General features: G+C 65.7%; 18 protein-coding genes. 7 read left to right on the top strand and 11 right to left on the bottom strand.

Annotated elements, in window-relative coordinates:
- Window positions 1-41 precede the first annotated feature (41 nt).
- The 6 genes from IRG63_RS12710 to IRG63_RS12685 all read right to left on the bottom strand — a co-directional run bounded on the left by IRG63_RS12710 (window position 42) and on the right by IRG63_RS12685 (window position 7,089).
- Window positions 42-1,595: a DUF2142 domain-containing protein gene (locus IRG63_RS12710; protein ID WP_227412155.1), complete on the bottom strand. Its 1,554-nt coding sequence runs from the start codon at window positions 1,593-1,595 to the stop codon at window positions 42-44.
- Between the two features lie 43 nt (window positions 1,596-1,638).
- Window positions 1,639-3,162 (bottom strand): DUF2142 domain-containing protein, encoded by a 1,524-nt coding sequence (locus IRG63_RS12705; RefSeq protein WP_227412173.1) that lies wholly within the window; start codon window positions 3,160-3,162, stop codon window positions 1,639-1,641.
- 62 nt (window positions 3,163-3,224) lie between these two features.
- Window positions 3,225-4,583 carry a glycosyltransferase family 4 protein gene (locus tag IRG63_RS12700; protein WP_370566266.1) on the bottom strand — a complete coding sequence of 453 codons (1,359 nt, stop codon included), beginning with the start codon at window positions 4,581-4,583 and terminating at the stop codon, window positions 3,225-3,227.
- The gene (rfbA, locus tag IRG63_RS12695; protein WP_193510357.1) at window positions 4,580-5,449 is read right to left on the bottom strand and encodes a glucose-1-phosphate thymidylyltransferase RfbA; all 870 of its coding nucleotides are present in this window, start codon (window positions 5,447-5,449) and stop codon (window positions 4,580-4,582) included. The genes IRG63_RS12700 and rfbA overlap by 4 nt, the downstream gene beginning before the upstream one ends.
- On the bottom strand, window positions 5,450-6,064 hold the full coding sequence (locus IRG63_RS12690) for a dTDP-4-dehydrorhamnose 3,5-epimerase (protein ID WP_193510356.1): 615 nt from the start codon (window positions 6,062-6,064) through the stop codon (window positions 5,450-5,452).
- A gap of 23 nt (window positions 6,065-6,087) precedes the next feature.
- Window positions 6,088-7,089 carry a glycosyltransferase family 2 protein gene (locus IRG63_RS12685; RefSeq protein ID WP_370566265.1) on the bottom strand — a complete coding sequence of 334 codons (1,002 nt, stop codon included), beginning with the start codon at window positions 7,087-7,089 and terminating at the stop codon, window positions 6,088-6,090.
- Between the two features lie 61 nt (window positions 7,090-7,150).
- Between IRG63_RS12685 and IRG63_RS12680 the strand changes: the two genes are divergently transcribed.
- Together IRG63_RS12680 and rfbB are read left to right on the top strand one after the other, a co-directional pair.
- Window positions 7,151-8,038, top strand: a complete 888-nt coding sequence (locus IRG63_RS12680) for a glycosyltransferase family 2 protein (protein ID WP_227412154.1) — start codon at window positions 7,151-7,153, stop codon at window positions 8,036-8,038.
- 4 nt (window positions 8,039-8,042) lie between these two features.
- The gene (gene rfbB / locus IRG63_RS12675) at window positions 8,043-9,038 is read left to right on the top strand and encodes a dTDP-glucose 4,6-dehydratase (RefSeq protein ID WP_193510355.1); all 996 of its coding nucleotides are present in this window, start codon (window positions 8,043-8,045) and stop codon (window positions 9,036-9,038) included.
- Window positions 9,039-9,156: 118 nt separating this feature from the next.
- Here rfbB and IRG63_RS12670 read toward each other — a convergent pair whose 3' ends face one another.
- Entirely contained in the window at window positions 9,157-9,666 is a 510-nt protein-coding gene (locus IRG63_RS12670) for a hypothetical protein (RefSeq protein ID WP_193510354.1), read from the bottom strand.
- Window positions 9,667-10,013: 347 nt separating this feature from the next.
- Window positions 10,014-11,402 (bottom strand): HNH endonuclease signature motif containing protein, encoded by a 1,389-nt coding sequence (locus IRG63_RS12665; protein WP_193510353.1) that lies wholly within the window; start codon window positions 11,400-11,402, stop codon window positions 10,014-10,016.
- Window positions 11,403-11,623: 221 nt separating this feature from the next.
- Here IRG63_RS12665 and IRG63_RS12660 point away from each other — a divergent pair, with 221 nt between their 5' ends.
- From IRG63_RS12660 to IRG63_RS12640, 5 genes are read left to right on the top strand one after another with little or no spacing between them, the layout of a single operon-like run.
- Window positions 11,624-11,875 (top strand): type II toxin-antitoxin system Phd/YefM family antitoxin, encoded by a 252-nt coding sequence (locus IRG63_RS12660; RefSeq protein WP_193510352.1) that lies wholly within the window; start codon window positions 11,624-11,626, stop codon window positions 11,873-11,875.
- Window positions 11,872-12,285 (top strand): PIN domain-containing protein, encoded by a 414-nt coding sequence (locus IRG63_RS12655; RefSeq protein ID WP_193510351.1) that lies wholly within the window; start codon window positions 11,872-11,874, stop codon window positions 12,283-12,285. The genes IRG63_RS12660 and IRG63_RS12655 overlap by 4 nt, the downstream gene beginning before the upstream one ends.
- A gap of 1 nt (window position 12,286) precedes the next feature.
- Window positions 12,287-13,138, top strand: coding sequence for a dTDP-4-dehydrorhamnose reductase (gene rfbD, locus IRG63_RS12650; protein ID WP_168626901.1), 852 nt, complete (start codon window positions 12,287-12,289; stop codon window positions 13,136-13,138).
- Window positions 13,139-14,278: a glycosyltransferase family 1 protein gene (locus IRG63_RS12645; protein ID WP_193510350.1), complete on the top strand. Its 1,140-nt coding sequence runs from the start codon at window positions 13,139-13,141 to the stop codon at window positions 14,276-14,278.
- 7 nt (window positions 14,279-14,285) lie between these two features.
- Window positions 14,286-14,786, top strand: a complete 501-nt coding sequence (locus IRG63_RS12640; RefSeq protein ID WP_193510349.1) for a metallophosphoesterase — start codon at window positions 14,286-14,288, stop codon at window positions 14,784-14,786.
- A gap of 138 nt (window positions 14,787-14,924) precedes the next feature.
- On the opposite strand, the gene IRG63_RS12635 is transcribed toward IRG63_RS12640, so the two are convergent.
- From IRG63_RS12635 to IRG63_RS12625, 3 genes are read right to left on the bottom strand one after another with little or no spacing between them, the layout of a single operon-like run.
- Entirely contained in the window at window positions 14,925-16,268 is a 1,344-nt protein-coding gene (locus IRG63_RS12635; protein WP_193510348.1) for an LCP family protein, read from the bottom strand.
- Window positions 16,265-16,759 carry a 5-(carboxyamino)imidazole ribonucleotide mutase gene (gene purE, locus IRG63_RS12630; protein WP_168626417.1) on the bottom strand — a complete coding sequence of 165 codons (495 nt, stop codon included), beginning with the start codon at window positions 16,757-16,759 and terminating at the stop codon, window positions 16,265-16,267. Before purE ends, IRG63_RS12635 begins: the two co-directional genes overlap by 4 nt.
- 49 nt (window positions 16,760-16,808) lie before the next feature.
- Window positions 16,809-17,939: a 5-(carboxyamino)imidazole ribonucleotide synthase gene (locus IRG63_RS12625; protein WP_193510347.1), complete on the bottom strand. Its 1,131-nt coding sequence runs from the start codon at window positions 17,937-17,939 to the stop codon at window positions 16,809-16,811.
- Window positions 17,940-18,003 lie beyond the last annotated feature (64 nt).

The raw sequence follows: 18,003 nt of genomic DNA, 5'->3' as shown, positions 1-18,003 counted from the left end.
AGTCTACTGGGCGACGAACGCACCCCGCACTTCGTCGCGGACTACCGAATCGTTGGTGCTGCGAGAGTGTCAGTCGGCTGGTCCAAATGGGCCGAAGCGGAAGCGACAGCTAAGGAGGGCCAGGCCACTGCTCTCAGAACGATCGCAAGCAAGCCCGCGTAAGCAACGGCCCCCACCACAAACACGAACATGGGCGAGGGCACACCGTCCCACCACCATTCGATCCCCAGATCGAGGTTCGAACCCGGATGGTCCATGCCCTTGATGTAACGCCGCATGTTCACATGCAACGCCACGAGGTTCGCGACGGAGAGTGTAGCCACGACAAGTATCACCTGCAGCCGGCTGAACGAAAGAGTTTCGCCCACCCGGGTCACCACCAGCAACCCCGCGAAGAGCACAATCAACGGAAGCACATAGCGAGGCTGCACAGCCACACCCACAATTTGTCCACCCTGAGTCAGTACGTACAGCGGCACCGCCCACAGGGCAAAGCCGGCTCCCGCGACGACGAAAAGCTTGCGGCCCCAAAGTCGAGATAGCGCAACGAAGCCGATCGCCATAAAACAAGCCATTGTGCTGAACGTGACAATGCTCGGCGTTGGTGTGTCGAGCCATCCGAGTCCCCATTCACCGAAGTTTCCGGCCCACAGGAAAGGGATGTTCAGGAAGTTGTAGGCGAATCGACCAAAGCCTTCCAACCTTTCAGCTGGATCGGCATCCTCGGGGAGCGGGCCGCCTGTTGGAGCGCCGGAAGTGAAGCCGGACACGCCGGAACTGGACTGGCTGGACAACGCGAAGAAGAGGAAGCAGATTGCGACGAGAGCCACTGGCAGTATTGCGTCTCGAGCGAACTTCGACCAGTTTTCTTTGGCTCGCGGGAAGGCAAGCACGAAGGCAGCGCCGATACCCAGGACCACGTAGATGGCCGCATCACCGCGCGACCCCGCTGCCATCAGCGTTCCTACTGCAGCTATCCCGCCGAGAACCCATCGTCGCCAGCCAGTGGTTTCCAGATATCCGAGCACGGCGAGCCACGTGGTCCCCACACCGACGATCGCCCAGCCGCTTGGATTATTGGATGCGATCAGGAACATCCCCAGTGGGACAGTCGTGATCGTCCACATCAAGATCAGCGTTTGCCGCCGAGCAATGGGCAGCAACCAGAACAGTGCGGTGGTAAGACCGACAAAGAGCAGCACATTCGCAAGTCGCATGATGACGACCGACGCAACGATGTCGTTCCCGACAAAGGCGTGCATCACCCAGTAGTACACCGGCGGATAGGAGCCGACGAAGTTGCCGCGGTCCGTGAGTTCCATGGCAGTGCCCGTCAGGTCAAAGTCCTCCTGACATGCGGCACTCTGGTTGGGTTCCCCCGCAAAACACGGTGACTCTAGGATCGCCTCTGGCACGATCCGGGTGTCCGCCGAAACTCCTGGCTCGCAATTCGTTCCATCCACGACCGCGCACCACGTGCTCACCAAGTGGAAATCATCGTCGGGTCCGGCGCCCATCGGCGAGGCAAGCGCCCAAGCGAAGAGGCTGATCACTGCGAGTAGCGGAGCGAGATAGATCCACTTCAGCTTTCGCAACAGCCTGTGCCTTCCCATCTGGTCGCCCAAGACTCCAACACCCCTACGCATGCTCAACGACGACCTTGTCTGCGTCCGAGGTCTCCTGTGGCTTGATGCCGGGCAAACGTCTCATTCGATGCAGCACGATAAAAATCAGAGCCGAATAGGCAACCGAACCGATGACCCAAACCGTCATGGGCGAAAGTGATATGTCCCACCACCAGTCGATGTGGTCATCAATATTCGCGCTCTGATTCGAAATTCCGGCTACATATCGCTGCATATGGATGTGCAGCGAAAGCAGTTGGGTGCTCGAAAGTGCGGTCGCAATCAGAATCCACTGAGCTGCCGTCAACCGGTTGGGCCGCCAGCCGGATGAAAGCGTCATTATGCCTGCAAACAGAACCACCAGAGGTAAGAGGTAGCGCGGCTGCAGATTCGTTCCCACGTCGGAGCCTGCCGCCGACAGCAGCACTGCCGGCATGAGGGCTAGAACTAGCGTTCCTGCTGCCAGAACCAGGAATCGACGTATCGACATCCCCTTCATGCCAACAAACCCGACCCCGATGAAGCACAGCAGGCCGAGCACCCAGACGGCGGCCGGCATGGAGGTATCAAGCCACCCCAACCCCCAATCCTTACCCAGGATCCCCAACCACAGTGATGGCACATGAAGGAGGTTGTTGGCCACCGTCACGAAGAAATTGCTCGTCGAATCGGAGGTGACGCCGCCCGTCACACTCTCGACCGGCCTCGAGAATCGATACATCATCACGCACATCACCGCGACCGCAAGCGGCAGGATTGCCTCCAGCAGAAAGCGTTTCGATCGCGAGAATGCCAAAATGCCCACCGCGACAATGGCCAGAATTGAATAGAGCGCACCGTCACCGCGCGAACCCGCCGCCATGAATGCGCACAGCGCAAATATGGCGCCCAGTGCCACCTTTCTTCCGATCCCAGCCTGCTTCGCGTCAGTCTCGAAGAACCCGAGTAACGCAATCCAGCCGAAACCGACTCCCATGATCGTCCACGAACTGGGGTTGTTGGAGGCGAGCATGAAAAGCCCGAGGGGCACGGTGGTAAGAACCCAACTCCACACGAGCGCTGGTCGCCGTGCAACTGGCAGGAGAAGGTAGAGAGCGGTAACGAGTGCGGTGAAAAGCACGACGTTGATGAAGCGCATGACCACTAGCGACGCCTGAACATCGGCGCCGGCAAAGAGGTTCATGAAGGAGTAGTAAACCGGGGGGTAGCCGCCGACCGTGTTGGCGCGGTTGGTCAACTCTGTGGTGGAAAGGCTCCAGTCCTCGGGCTGACATGCAGCGCTGACCTCGGGCTCGTATGCGTAGCAAGCCGAGTCGAGCAGGGACTTTGGTGCCTCGATCAAACCGCGGTCGCTAATGGGGCCACAGTATTCATTTGGTGCATCCGCGCACCAGATGCTCGCAAGGTGGAAGTCGTCGTCAGGACTCGAACCGACCGGTGATGCCAGGGCCCACGCGCCGAGGGTCAGAAAGACAAGGAGTGGCGCCAGCAGAATGAGCGGGAATCGGCGCAGACGTCGACCAAGCTCCCCACCCATGACCTTCACTGATTCAGGCTAGGAAGCGGCGCCTGAGCGTTCCCTGAAAATCAGGTGAACTCTCACTTCCTCGCGAAGAGCCGGTTGCGCAGCTTGGTGAACGTCGTCCGGAGACCCGAGTGCCGCAGGTGGTGCCAGGCCATCCGCAGGTCGTGGCGCAGCCCGTACGGCTTGCGGTGGCTGCCAACTGCTGCACTGCCAAGCGAGCGCTGGCCTGTGAAGTCGGCTGCATGCCGCGGCTCGCGCGCGAAGCGGACAAGCGGTTCCAGCGTCCGGTCCCAGAAATACTGCTCCCGCACGCGACGGACATTCTCTCGAGCCTCGGTCGCGAACTCGTCGTCGAACAGAACCCGAGCGAGAGCATCGCGCAGTGCGCCGACATCCTGCGCGGGCACCACGACCCCGAGCCCCTCGTCCGCCACCAGCTCGGCGAAACTGTCCCCCTCGGTGACAACCATCGGGAGGCCAGCCCACAGGTAGTCAAGAATCCTGGTGCGGAAGGAGAACGTCGTCTCGACGTGCGACATGTGGGTGCTGACACCGGCATCCGCCTCGGTCAGATAGTTCTGCCGCTCGGCGTAATCGACCCAGTCCTCGTTGAAGAACACGTTGCTGCCGAGCACGCCCAGCTCGCGGGCCAACTCGAAGGACTCGCGCACGATACCCATTTCCTCGACACCCGGATGCCGGGTACCGAGGAAGTACAGCTTCACCCGCGGCTCGGTCTGTGCGAGCGCCGCCACCGCGCTGATGAGGGACTTGGGGTCGAACCAGTTGTAGAGCCCGCCGCCCCAGATCAGCAGCTTGTCGTCGGCGCCGATACCCGGGAAGACGCCCTTGAGCACCGCGCGCTCGTGCTTCGGCGGTGTGGCGTCGAGCCCGAAAGGCGCGACATCGAGTAGCCCGCGCAAGTGCGGGTCGCTCTCGTAGGTGGCCGGGTTGATGCGGCCGAGCGCAGCCAGTTGACCGAGGTAGAAGAGCCGCTGGCGCTCGGAGGCGCACAGGAAGAAGTCCCCGAGCGCCAACTGTTCGTTGAGCACGTGGGTCGCGGTGCTCACCCGCAGCTCCCAGGTCGCGCGTGCCAGCTCCCTGCCCTGCTCGAGCATCTCCAGGTGCATCGGGTCATAGATGTCGACGACGACGACCTTCGACGTGGTCTTCAGCACCTCGAACTGGTTCATCGCATGGCCCTGGAACACGATCATGTCCGCCCAGCGCTCGAGCTCGTTGAACTCTGCGTTCTCGCCCGGTCGGATGCGACGCAGCCCGAACGGCGCATCCACTCGCTCAAGGCTGGTGGTGGTAACCAGCGTCACTTCATTCTCGCGAGCGAGCGCGGTAGCCATGTTCCAGGATCGGATGGCCGGGCCGGCCATCCGCGCGCCGATCGGGTCGCCCGTGATGATCAGGACCTTGCTCACGCCCGATCCGCCAGCAGGTCGTTCAGGTAACTGCCGTATCCGCTCTTCACGAGCGGTTCGGCGAGCGCAGTGAGCTGGCCGTCGTCGATCCAGCCAGCACGCCAGGCGACCTCCTCGATGCAGCCGATCTTGTAGCCCTGCCGATGCTCGATCACCTTCACGAATTCGGTGGCCTGAATCATCGAGTCGAACGTTCCGGTGTCCAGCCACGCGGTGCCGCGGTCGAGCACCTGCACCTGCAGCTTGCCCTGTCCGAGGTAGCGCTCATTCACCGTGGAGATCTCAAGCTCGCCGCGAGCACTCGGCGTGATCGACTTCGCGACCTCGACGACGGTGTTGTCGTAGAAGTAGAGGCCGGGAACTGCGTATCGGCTCTTCGGCCGGGCAGGCTTCTCCTCGATCGAGATGGCGGTGAAGCTGTCGTCGAACTCGACCACGCCGTATGCGGTCGGGTCGGCCACCTGGTAGGCGAAGATCAGGGCGCCGTCGATGTCGGTGTGCCCGCGCAGGCTCGAGCCGAGTCCCTCACCGTGGAAGATGTTGTCGCCGAGCACGAGCGCGACCTTTTCATGGCCGATGAACTCCTCACCGATGATGAACGCCTGGGCAAGCCCCTCCGGCCGGGGTTGGACTGCATACTCGAGCCGGATGCCCAGTTCGCCTCCGTCGCCCAGGAGCCGCTGGAACTGTTCCTGGTCGTCAGGCGTTGTGATGATGAGCACCTCGCGTATGCCTGCGCTCATCAGCGTCGACAGCGGGTAATAGATCATCGGCTTGTCGTAGATGGGCATCAACTGCTTCGAGATGCCCTTGGTGATCGGCCAGAGGCGTGTTCCTGAGCCGCCGGCGAGAATGATGCCGCGCATCTATGCCCCGCTTCCGTAGTTCAGTGATTGGTAGAAGTCGTTCGCCGCGTCCCAGGTCGGCAGCAGCCCGCGGTCGCTCGCCTCGAGGAGACCGGGCGCATCCGTGTCCTTCGGAGACAGGATCAGCTCGCCCGCCGCATCCGGGAACACCAGACCCACCTCCGGGTCGAGAGGGTTGATGCCGTGCTCGCGCTCAGGACGGTAGACGTCGCTGACGAGGTAGCTCACGGTCGCGTCGTCGGTCAGCGCCACGAACGCATGGCCGAGCCCCTCGGCGAGGTAGATCGCGCGCCGGTCGGTGTCATCGAGCAGCACCGAGTCCCACTGCCCGAAGGTCGGCGAGCCGACCCGGATGTCGACGACGAAGTCAAGGACCGCCCCGCGCAGCGCGGTGACGTACTTGGCCTGCCCGATCGGGATGTCGGCGTAGTGGATGCCGCGCACGACGCCGCGGCGGGACACCGAGGTGTTCGCCTGGCGCAGCGTCAGCGGGTGCCCGACCTGCTCGGCAAGAAGGTCGTGGCGGTACCACTCCATGAAGACGCCGCGATCGTCGCCCCGCTGCACGGGAGTGATCTCCAGGGCATGAGGAACCTTAAGCTCTCGGAACTGCACGGGCCGAGTCTACCGGCGAGCGCCTAGCGGTCCGGCTGGATGAGGTCCCGGATGAGGTCGTAGCGCGGCCTGCCGAAGCGGCTGTACCTTCCGCGAATGGCCGCGGCGATCACCGGAACGATGCGGAGAGCGCGGGCGCGTGGGAGGGCCGACCGGTGCTTCTCGTGTTCGACCTTGCGCGCGGCCGCGTCGATCGCTTTCTCCGGGGCGTCTGCTTCGGTGAGTCGATCGTGCAGCGCCTCCGCGCGCGAAAGCAGTCGCTGGTTGCGTTCGCTCCGCGGCTCCTGCAGGCGCGCCAGCTTGCCGCGGGCATCCAGCTTCGCAGCGCCGATCTGGTTGCCGCCGTGCTGACGATAGTCGACGAGCGCATCCGGGAGGAAGTCGACCGTGCCGAACACGGACGCGACCATGGCCAGCCACTCGTCGTGCACCCAGTCGTCGACGAACGGGAGCGCTCGCTCGAGCAGGTCACGCCGGAACATGGTCGTTGCACCGGTGACCACGTTGCGCTTCAGCAGGAGCTCGAATGCCCGCCCCTCGCGCTCGAGCTGCTGCTCCTGCGGGGTGAACTCGATCGCGTCGAACAGCCGCGACGCGAGCGGCTTGGCGTCGCCGTCGACGAGCCGGGCGTCAGTGTGCAGGAGGGTGAGCTCTGGCCGCCGCTCGAACTCGGCCACCATCCGCTCCAGCCGGTCGGGCACCCACAGGTCGTCCTGGTCGCTCAGTGCGATCAGGTCACCGGTGCACGCCGCGACGGCGCCCTCGAAGTTGCGCACGACGCCGAGCGCCGGCTTGTTCTCGAGGATCGTCACGCTGATGCCGGGGTCCGGACGTTCCGCGCGGAAGCGCGCGATCACCTTGTTGACCGTCTCGATGGTGGCATCGGTCGAGTCGTCGTCCGACAAGACAAGCTGAGCTGGTGGCCGCGTCTGGTGCAGGATGCTGCGGACCTGCTCGGCGACGTACGGCATCCCGTTGTGGGTGCACAGCGCGACGGAGACGGCGAGTGGAGACGTTGCTGGCACGATCCGAGTCTAGGCAGGCGTTCAGGTGCCCGAAGTGCCGCGAACTAGGATTGTCGGCATCATGACTGAGGTGGATGGCGCGCGCACGGGCCGTGTCGGCATCGTCACCGTCAGTTACGGCTCGGAGGAAGTGCTGGGCGCGTTCCTCGAATCCTTGCCAGCCGCATCCGCGCATCCGATGACCGTGGTCATCGCCGACAACAAGCCGGAACCGGGTGGCCCGGTGCAGGAGCTGGCGGAGAAGCACGGCGCGATCTGGCTGCCGATGGACAATAACGTCGGTTACGGCGGGGGCATGAACGCCGGTGTGGAGCGACTGCCTGCAGACACCGAGTGGGTGTTGGTCAGCAATCCGGATGTCGCGCTCGCTCCGGGCAGCATCGACAGCCTGCTTGAGACCGCGGATGAGGACCCGGCGATCGGCGCCATCGGGCCGGCCGTGTACAACTCGGACGGCACGCTGTACCCGTCGGCGCGTGCGGTGCCGTCGCTGCGCACAGGGGTCGGGCACGCGATGTTCTTCAACCTGTGGCCCGGCAATCCGTGGAGCCGCAGGTACCGCAACGACTGGGACGGCGCGCAGTCAAGGCGCGACGCGGGATGGTTGTCGGGGTCGTGCCAACTGGTACGCAAGTCGGCATTCGACGAGGTGGGCGGCTTCGACCCGGACTACTTCATGTATTTCGAGGATGTCGATCTCGGCTACCGACTCGGCAAGGCCGGCTACCGCAACGTGTACCAGCCGGGGGCGAGCGTCACCCACACCGGGGCTCACTCGACGACGACGGAGTCGGCACGGATGATCTCGGTGCACCACGACAGTGCGCGCACCTTCCTGAACAAGAAGTACTCGGGGCCGCTCATGTGGCCAGTGCGCGTGACCCTGACCATGGGGCTGTCGCTGCGGTCGGCGCTGATTCGCCGAAGGCTGAACAAGCAGGGAGACTGAAGACGTGAGAATCCTCGTCACCGGCGGTGCCGGCTTCATCGGCTCGAACTTCGTGCACCATCTGATCGACAACACCGACCACTCCGTAGTCGTGCTCGACAAGCTGACGTACGCCGGTAACCTGCGCTCGCTCGATGGTCTGCCCGACGATCGGTACGAGTTCGTCAAGGGCGACATCGCGGACGCGGCATTGGTCGATGAATTGTTCGGCCGAGTCGATGCCGTTGTGCACTACGCCGCTGAGAGCCACAACGACAACTCGCTGCACGATCCGCGGCCGTTCCTCGACACCAATATCGTCGGAAGCTATGTGCTGCTGGAGGCGGCGCGGAAGCACAACATCCGGTTCCACCACATCTCCACCGACGAGGTGTACGGCGATCTGGAGTTGGACGACCCGGAGCGCTTCACCGAGGAGACGCCGTACAACCCGTCGAGCCCGTACTCATCGACCAAGGCCGGAAGCGACATGCTCGTGCGTGCCTGGGTGCGGTCGTTCGGAGTGCAAGCGACGATCTCGAACTGCTCCAACAACTACGGTCCGTACCAGCACGTCGAGAAGTTCATCCCGCGCCAGATCACCAATGTGCTGCGTGGGGAGCGCCCAAAGCTCTACGGCACGGGCGAGAACGTGCGCGACTGGATCCACGCCGACGACCACTCGTCGGCGGTACTGACCATTCTCGAGAAGGGCCGGATCGGCGAGACCTACCTGATCGGCGCCGATGGCGAGAAGGACAACAAGTCGGTGGTCGAACTGATTCTGACGCAGCTAGGTCAATCGGGAGACGCGTACGACTTGGTGAACGATCGACCTGGACACGACCTGCGCTACGCGATCGACTGGTCGAAGCTGCGGGATGAGCTGGGCTGGGCGCCACGATACGCCGACTTCGAGGCTGGGCTGGCGGCGACCATCGAGTGGTACCGCGACCACGAGGACTGGTGGGGCCCACAGAAGGACGCCACCGAGGCGCGCTACAAAGAGCAGGGCCAATAGCTTTTCGGCGGTCGAGCATTCGGTGATCGAGCTTGTCGAGATCCGATGGGCCGGTGATCGAGCTCGTCGAGATCCGGTGGTTGAGGGATCGCGAAGCGGTCGTCTCGAAACCACCCGGTCAGCAGCTGGTGTGCATCGTGCCAACGGTGGCAGGGACCATGATGCGGGTCAGCGTTCCGTCGTCCACCCAGGCTTTGGCCCCGTATTGCTGAGCTTCAGTTGTATCCAATCCCCACCAGCCCGCTACGTCATACAAGAGTGACCAGTTCCGACCATGGCCTTCGTAATCAACTTTGAGCTCGGGAGAGACAGATGCAGCAAGTGCAGCCGCCTCCTCTCCAACGCTGATGCCGCTCGGTATCTCGACGCGGATCCCGTTGACGTCTGATGCGATCACGATAAGTTCTGCGCCGTAGCTGCCGTCGGACCGGTAAGGGACGATAAACCCCTCCCCGTATGCGTTGTAGGCGCACAAGCCGTCGTCGTACATTTTGTCGGCTGCACCGAAGTGCTCCGTCATCTTTGAAAGGAATTCCGCCGACGCACTATCGAAGCTGGCGCTGTCGATGAGGCCGCCCGCTGCGTTTCGAAACTCTACGCGGGTACCGAAGACGACGGCGGTGGTCACGTTCGCATCAAAGGTCGGCTCAGGCGTTGGTTCAGGCGTCGGCTCGCTCAAGGACGGGGCCGTCGGGCTCGGGGCCGCCACTTCAGTGGCGACCTCCGGGACGCATCCAGTCAGCAGCAGGAGTGTGGCTAGTCCGGCGGCGAGTCGCAAAGCCCTCATGCGAAGGACGCTACCCAGAGCCACGCCTGCCCGGCTATGGGCTCTTCTCACGATTTGAGCACGTTCCTCCGGTTTCAAAGGGGAACCTCGGTGGTCGAGCTGTCCCTTGCAGCGGATCTCGACAAGCTCGATCGCCGGGGGGCTCGCTCACCTTGCAACCTCGACCCCGACAGGCTCGAGCACGAGTGTCACTCAGCGGTCTCTTTGAGGGCGCGTTTGAGTGCTGCGGTGAGGCGGGGTTTGGCCTTGGTGGTGCGGATCCAGGTTCCGTCGGGGTTGATCCAGGGTGGGGGTTTGAACTCGGGTACTCCGTCGTTGATGCGGATCTCCCAGCCGGAGCTGCCGAGGGTGCGGTGGTGGTGCCAGCACAGGAGCACCCCGTTGTCGACGCTGGTGGGTCCGCCGTCTGCGTGGGGTGTGACGTGGTGGATCTCGCACCAGTCGCCGGGGGTGCCGCAGCCCGGGGCGGCGCAGTGGTAGCCGTCGCGGGCTCCGATCGCCTTGCGCTGCTGGGCGGTGAACCCCCGGGTCGGGCTGGTCAGTTGAATGACCGCGCCGGTGGCGTCCAGGGTGACGGTTTGGGTCTCTCCGGTGCAGGCCAGCTGCCGCACCGAGCGCAGTGAGATCGGGGCGTTGATGCCGTCGACCCAGCCGGCGCCGGTGCCCTGGTTCAGGTCGTTCGCGGTGACGGTGACCAGCACCGTCGGGGCGGCCCCGTTCACCTTCGGGGTCTCCGGGTCGCGGGCCGCGGCAGAAAGGATGCCGCCGAGCACGTCGTGGCGTTGCTGGTCCGGGGTGCGGTCATCCTCCATCACCGGACCCTCCGCACCGGACGACTCGTCGCCGTCGCTGGGCAGGAAGACGGGTGCGGTGCGTGGGGTGAGGTAGGCGTTGAACAGCCGCTGCAACTGGCCGGCCACCAGCGGGGTGAGGTTCCCGGTGATCGGCACCAACCCGCCGACGGCCTTGCCGAGCCGGATGCCGCGCCGCGCCAGCGCTTCCTCTTCCTCGGGCTCCACCCCGTCCGGGTCGATCGTCACCCGCCACACCATGGCCTGGATCTTCAGCTCCTCCGCGGTGGTGGTCGGCTCGCTGGCCGATTCCACCAGCGCCGTCTCGGCCGCTCGGAGGTGGTCGGGGTTCACCCGCTCGATCGTCGGCGCCAGCTCGTCGACGATCGCCGCGGCCATGTCCTGCGACAGCTGACCTTCGGACAGTGCCGCGGCGAGCACCGGGAACTGGGCCGGGAACAGCTCCCCGGTCAGGCTGCTTCTGCTCCGCAGCTTCTCGCCCAGCCGGACCCGTTTGCGGATGGTGGCCACCGTGGCACCGGTGGTGCGCTCCAACAGCTCGGTGCCGCTGCGACACCCGAGCTTGGCGGCCAGCCCGTCACCGCCCAGGGTGCGGCGGGAGCGGTGCTCCACCTCGGCGGCGATCGCGAGCCGGGCGACGTCCACCAGCCGGCCGTAGTCCTCCTCCAGGGTGCGGGCGGCCACCACCAACGCGTCATCGCCCAGGTCGCGAATGCCGGCGACAGCGCCGGGAGCGAGGGGGTCGAAGCGGGTCGTTGTGGTCATATTTCGATGGTGACACCATCGCCCGACATTCGTAGCTACATTCGAGCCAACCGCGGACAAGTCATCCCGCACGCCGCCTGTGGAGGAGTTCCGGTGGCCCCGGGGTCGCGAAGCGACCGTCTCGAAACCACCGCGCCCGAGCCGGTTTCGAGACGATCGCGCTTCGCGTAATCCCTCAACCACCGACCGCCGATGGGCTATGCGGTGCTACAGTGTGCTACATGACCGATGTACCGGTACGAGAACTGCGTAACAACACCGCTTCAGTGATTGAGCGGGCGCGCCGGGGTGAGGAGATCACCATCACGGTGAACGGTGTCGCCGCTGCGAAACTCACGGCTATTGAAGCTCCGCGACGCGAATTCCTCACCGTGGCCGAACTCATGTCGCTGCGGCCGAAGCGCCCGATCACCGAACCGCACCCGCACGACCTTTGGGACGACACGACTGACGACCTGGGACCGATCCAGTGACGGCGAGGCTTCCGCATCCAAGAGGGCTACTCGACACCAGCATCTTCGTCGCGATCGAGCAGGGTCGGGAACTCGACTTCGGATCGCTCCCGACTGAGCAATACGTCAGCACGATCACACGCGGTGAACTTGTCGCGGGCATCCACGCGGCAAAGGACTCCCACGTACGTGCCGACCGTCTCGCAACGATGGAGGCACTGGCTGGTCTCACCATGCTCACCATTGACTCGGCCGCGGCTTCGCACTGGGGCCGACTAAGGCACGCCATAACGGCGGCAGGCAAACGACCCAACGTCAACGACCTGTGGATCGCATCCATCGCACTCGCCAACGACCTTCCCGTTGTCACGCAGGACCGCGACTTCGAGCTGCTGTCCGACCTCGGCGGGCCCCCCATCATCTACGTTTGAACTGATGCGATACCTCATTACCGGAGCCGGCGGCATGCTCGGCCAGGACCTGCAGGAAGTGCTCGCCGGGCACGACTTCACCGCGCTTACCCGCGCCGACCTTGACGTGACCGATCCGGATGCCGTCGCCGAGGCAGTCGCGGGATACGACGTCATCCTCAACGCCGCCGCCTACACCAAGGTTGACGACGCCGAGTCCAACGAGGACGCCGCCTACGCGGTGAACGCAACCGGCGCCGGCAACCTCGCGGCCGCAGTGGCCGCCACCGGTGCGACGCTCGTGCAGCTGTCCACCGACTACGTCTTCGACGGCACCGCAACCAGCCCCTACCCCGAGGATGCCGCGGTGAATCCGGTCTCCGCCTACGGCCGCACCAAGGCCGCCGGCGAGCGCCTCGCCCTGCAGAACAACCCCACCCGCACCATCATCGTGCGCACCGCCTGGCTATACGGCGCGGGCGGCCCCAACTTCGCCAAGACCATGCTCCGACTGGCCCAAACCCACGACACCGTCAGCGTCGTCACCGACCAGCTCGGTCAGCCGACCTGGACCTTCGACCTCGCCCGAGGCATCGTCTCCCTGCTCGACGCGGGCGTCACATCCGGAGTCTTCCACGGCACCAACTCAGGAGCCGCGACCTGGTTCGACTTCGCCAAAGCGGTGTTCGAGGAGGCCGGTCTGGACCCTGATAGGGTCAAGCCGACCGACAGCGCCCAGTTCGTCCGGCCAGCCCCACGGCCCGCTTACTCGGTGCTCGGGCACGACGCGTGGCGCCGGGTCGGTCTTGAGCCCTTGCGTGACTGGAGAGAAGCCCTGGCCTCCGCAGCGGCCCGAGGAGTACTGGAGCAGTAGTTGGTTACCCTGCGAGTGATCGTCGACCAGATCGTCGCACCCGTGCCCGGTGGCATCGGCCGCTACACCGAGGAACTCACCCGCGAACTCATCAGCACCGCCCCGCGCGGTGCCGATGTCGTCGGCCTGGTGTCCGCGTCGCCGCAGGAGGACTACGACCGACTCGAGATGCTGCTGCCGGGGCTTGCCGGACTGGAGAAGTTCAAGCTGCAGCGGCGAGAACTGCGCCGCGCCTGGGCCGCCGGGCTGGGACGCGTCCAGGGCCGAGGCATGGTGCACGCCACCAGCCTGCTCGCGCCCCTGAGCAAGCACGACCGCGTGCAGAACGTCTCGGACCAGATCGTCGTCACCATCCACGACACGATGGCGTGGTCGCATCCAGAGGTGTTCAGCAAGGAGCGCATCGCCTGGAACAAGACCATGGCCAAGCGCGCCCACAAGTACGCCGACGCGGTCGTCGTGCCCAGTTTCGCGGTCGCCTCCCAACTGAGCGACTTGTACGACTTCGGCGATCGCATCCGGGTGATCGGCGGCGCGGTCAGCTCGAAGCTCAAGCTGCCTGTCGACCCGGATGCGCGGGCCGTGCGCATGCGCCTTCCCGAGCGCTACATCCTCAGCGCAGGCACGCTCGAGCCGCGCAAGGGCATCGAGCCGCTCATCCGGTCGTTGGCGCATCCGGATGCCACGAATCTGCCTCTCCTCATTGCAGGGCCTTCAGGGGCAGGCGGCGTGGACATCCAGGCGATCGCCGCGGACGCAGGACTGCCGCCAGATCGAGTGCGCAGCCTTGGCTTCATCGCCGACGCCGACCTCGCGGTCGCGATCGCCAAGGCGGACGTGTTCGTGGTGCCGAGCCTCGCCGAGGGGTTCGGGCTGGCTGTGATCGAGGCGTTCAGCCTGGGCACCCCGGTGGTGCACTCGGATGCGCCGGCACTGCTCGAGGTGTCCGCGGAGGCCGGGTTGGCGGTGCCGCGCGAACCGGCCGCGCAGTACCCGGAACGACTCGCGCAGGCGGTGTCGCGGGTGCTCGCCGACGAAGAGCTCGCCCAGCAGCTGCGCTTCAGCGGCCCCGACCGCGCCCGCGCCTTCAGCTGGCGGGACTCGGCACAGCGCGTCTGGCAGCTGCACGCCGACCTCTGACGCCCTCATGTCCAGCCGGCTCGTCATCGTCTCCGACACTCATCTGCCCGGGCGGGCTCGGGACCTGCCGGCAGCACTGTGGGAGGCGATTGAGGCCGCCGACATCGTGTTCCACGCGGGCGACTGGGTGAGTGTCGATCTGCTCGACGAACTGGAGCGCCGCGCCGCGCGAGTCGTCGGAGTGTTCGGCAACAACGACGGCGAAGAGTTGCGGGCGCGGCTGCCGGAGGTCGCGCGGGTCGAGCTGGAGGGCATCCGGTTCGCAATGGTGCACGAAACCGGACCGGCTCCCGGGCGAGAGGCGCGCTGCGCCGCGCTGTACCCGGAGGTCGACGTGCTGGTCTTCGGGCACAGCCACATTCCGTGGGACAGCGTCACGCCGGGCGGGCTCCGGCTGCTGAACCCCGGCTCGCCAACCGATCGGCGCAGGCAGCCGGTCGGAACGTACGTGACCGCCATGGCGGATGCCGGCGAGCTGCGCGAAGTGCGGTTGGTGCCGGTCGGTTAGTTCTCGGTCGTCGAGCACCCGGCGGTCGAACCTGTCGCGACCGCCGAGTTGCCCACTTCCGCCCCACTTCCAGGCCGAATTAGGGGCCGAAGTGGGCAACTCGAGGGTTCGCAGTCGGGCCGGCGACAACGAGAGTGGCTACTGCGGCGGGGGCGACGGCGGGTTCGAGGACTGCACGAACGCATCCGCCAGCGCCGCCTCGATCGCGCCATAGTCCGGCGCGGCCGGGTTGAACTCCGGCGGCACCAGCTCAAGGTCGACCAGCGGCAACTCGCGCGACTTCGACGCCAGATCAACGAACAGCCCCAGCATCACCGACGGGATATCCGACCTAACCACCTGCGTGCCCGCGGCGGCGACATCCTCGAACCGCGCGAGCACGTTCGCGGGCGTGAACTGCCGGAGCATCGCTTCCTGCACCTGCCGCTGGCGCGCCATCCGCTCGAAGTCGTTGCTGTCGAACCGGGAGCGCGCGTACCAGAGCGCGGTCGCGCCATCCATCGCCTGCTCCCCCGCCTCGATGTAGCCGAACGGCTCCGGCGCGGTGATCGGGCCGATCGGCGTGCGCGCCGGCACGTTGATGGTCACACCGCCGAGCGAATCGATCAGCTGCGAGAAGCCCTCCATATCTATGAGCGCGTAGAACTGCACATCCAGGTTAAGCACCCCGCCGACCGCGTCGCGCATTGCCTCGATGCCGGGCGAGCTGCCGTTCGCGGCGGCATCCGGATACAGCTCCGGATGCTCCTCGCCGTACGTGTATAGGTAGCTGATGAGACACTCGTCGCCGCAGTTGTAACCATCCGGGAACGGTCCCCACAGCGGCGAATCGTCGCTGAACCGGATGAACTCCATGTTGCGCGGAATGCCCACCATGACCGTCGCGCCGGTCTCGGCATCGACGCTGGCGAGCGAGATGCTGTCCGGGCGGAGGCCCTCCCGGTCGGGGCCGGCGTCACCGCCGAGCAGCATGATGTTGTAGCGGCCGTTCGAGGGCTCGACGTACGCGCCGTCGTCGAAGATCGAGGTGATCGCCGAGCGCGCCGAGCCGGCCACCGTGGCGCCGTACCCGGCGACGCCCGCGGTGGCAACGAGGCCGATGATCGCGAACAGCGCGACGAACAGGCGCGCGTTCGGCTTGGTGCGGATGAACTGCACCAGCCGGAGGGTGTCCAGCGTCAGGACCACCCAGAGCACCGCGTACCCGGCCAGCAGCACCTGCGCGACGGTGAGCGCGATCGGGTTCGAGATCAGCGAGAAGATGATGCGCGGCGCCACCCAGTAGGTGATCAGCGCGGCGATGGCGAGGAACCAGAGCAGGAACGTCATGCTCACACCGAACTTGCCGAGCCGGCGGTTGCCCGCGAGCAGTTGCGCCGAGCCGGGGATGAGCAGGTTGAGCGCCACGAGCCACCAGGCCCGCTTCGTCATGATCGGCCTGGAGGTCTGGTCCGGATACCGGATCGGGCTGATCGCGCTCACAGTGTCGACTTGAGCGCGGCGTTCTTCTGCGCCACCTGCTGCTCAAGGTCCTTCGCAAAGTCGGCGAGCTGGGCGGTGAGTTCCGGGTCGCCGGATGCAAGCATCCGGACCGCGAGGATGCCCGCGTTGCGCGCCCCGCCGATGGACACGGTCGCGACCGGGATGCCAGCCGGCATCTGCACGATCGACAGCAGCGAATCGAGGCCGTCCAGCTTCGCGAGCGGCACCGGCACGCCGATCACCGGCAGTGTCGTCACCGAGGCGAGCATGCCGGGCAGGTGGGCCGCACCTCCGGCGCCGGCGATGATGCTCCGGATGCCGCGGGCTGCAGCATCCGTGCCGAACCGGATCATCTTCTCCGGGGTACGGTGCGCCGAGACGACCTCCACCTCGTAGGGCACGCCGAACTCGTCGAGCACCTCGGCGGCGGCGCTCATCACCGACCAATCCGAGTCCGACCCCATGACCACAGCGACGAGCGGTTCAGGCATGGGGTCAATCGTACTTGCGCCCACCTTGCGGAGGCCGAGAACGGCGCGCCTACACCTCGAACTTCGACGCCATCGCCCGAGCCTCGTACGCAACCTCATCGAGGTCAGCACCGGTCGCCGTCACGTGCCCGAGCTTGCGTCCGGGCCGCGGCTCCTTGCCGTAGTTGTGCACCTTCACGGTCGGATGCTCGGCCAGCGTGAGCGGGTACCGCTCGATCATGGGCACCCCGCTCGCACCGCCGAACACGTTGATCATCACCGACCACGGCTCCCGCACCCCGGTCGCTCCAAGAGGGAGGTCGAGCACCGCCCGCAGGTGCTGCTCGAACTGGCTGGTCGTCGATCCCTCGATGCCCCAGTGCCCCGAGTTGTGGGGACGCATCGCCAGCTCGTTCACCAGCACCCGCTCATCCGTCGTCTCGAACAGCTCCACGGCGAGCACACCTGTCACGCCCAGTTTCTCGGCGATCGTGTAAGCGATGTCCGACGAGACATCCGCGACCTTCCCGAGCGCGCCGGGAGCCGGCGCGATCACCTCGGCGCACACGCCGTCGCGCTGCACGCTCTCCACCACCGGCCAGGCCAGGATCTGCCCCGACGGGCGCCGGGCAACCGACTGGGCAAGCTCGCGCTGGAAATCCACCAGCTCCTCGACCAGCAGCGCTCCGCCGTTGGCGTCCTCGGCGAGGGTCGCGAACCAGTCATCCGCCTCGTGCGCGGCCCGAACCACGCGCACGCCCTTGCCGTCATACCCGCCGCGCGCGGCTTTCACCACCGCGGTGCCGCCGTTCTCGGCCAGGAACTCCCCCAGCTCGAACGAGTTCTCCACTCGCGCCCACACCGGCACCGGCAGGCCCAGGTCGGCGAGCTTCTGCCGCATCAGCAGCTTGTCCTGCGCGTACAGCAGGGCATCCGGTCCCGGGCGCACCGCGACGCCCGCTTCCACCAGTTTGCGCAGCACCAGCTGCGGCACGTGCTCGTGGTCGAAGGTGATCACGTCCACGCCCTCGGCGAACTGGAGCACCTCATCCGGATCCCGGTAGTCGCCGACGACCGCCGCGGCCAGATCCGCAGCCATCCCCTCGTCCTCGGCGAACACGCGCAGCTCAACACCGAGGTTCACCGCCGCCGGGATCATCATTCGCGCCAGCTGCCCGCCACCGATCACGCCAACCCGCATGCTGATCCTTCCAAGGGATTCGAAAGCTGCCGCGGTTAGACTGCCAACCGCACACGTCCATTGT

Source organism: Cryobacterium sp. BB736 (assembly GCF_014980265.1).
In the GTDB taxonomy this organism is placed as follows: Bacteria; Actinomycetota; Actinomycetes; order Actinomycetales; family Microbacteriaceae; genus Terrimesophilobacter.
This window is presented reverse-complemented; position numbering and strand designations above follow the sequence as displayed.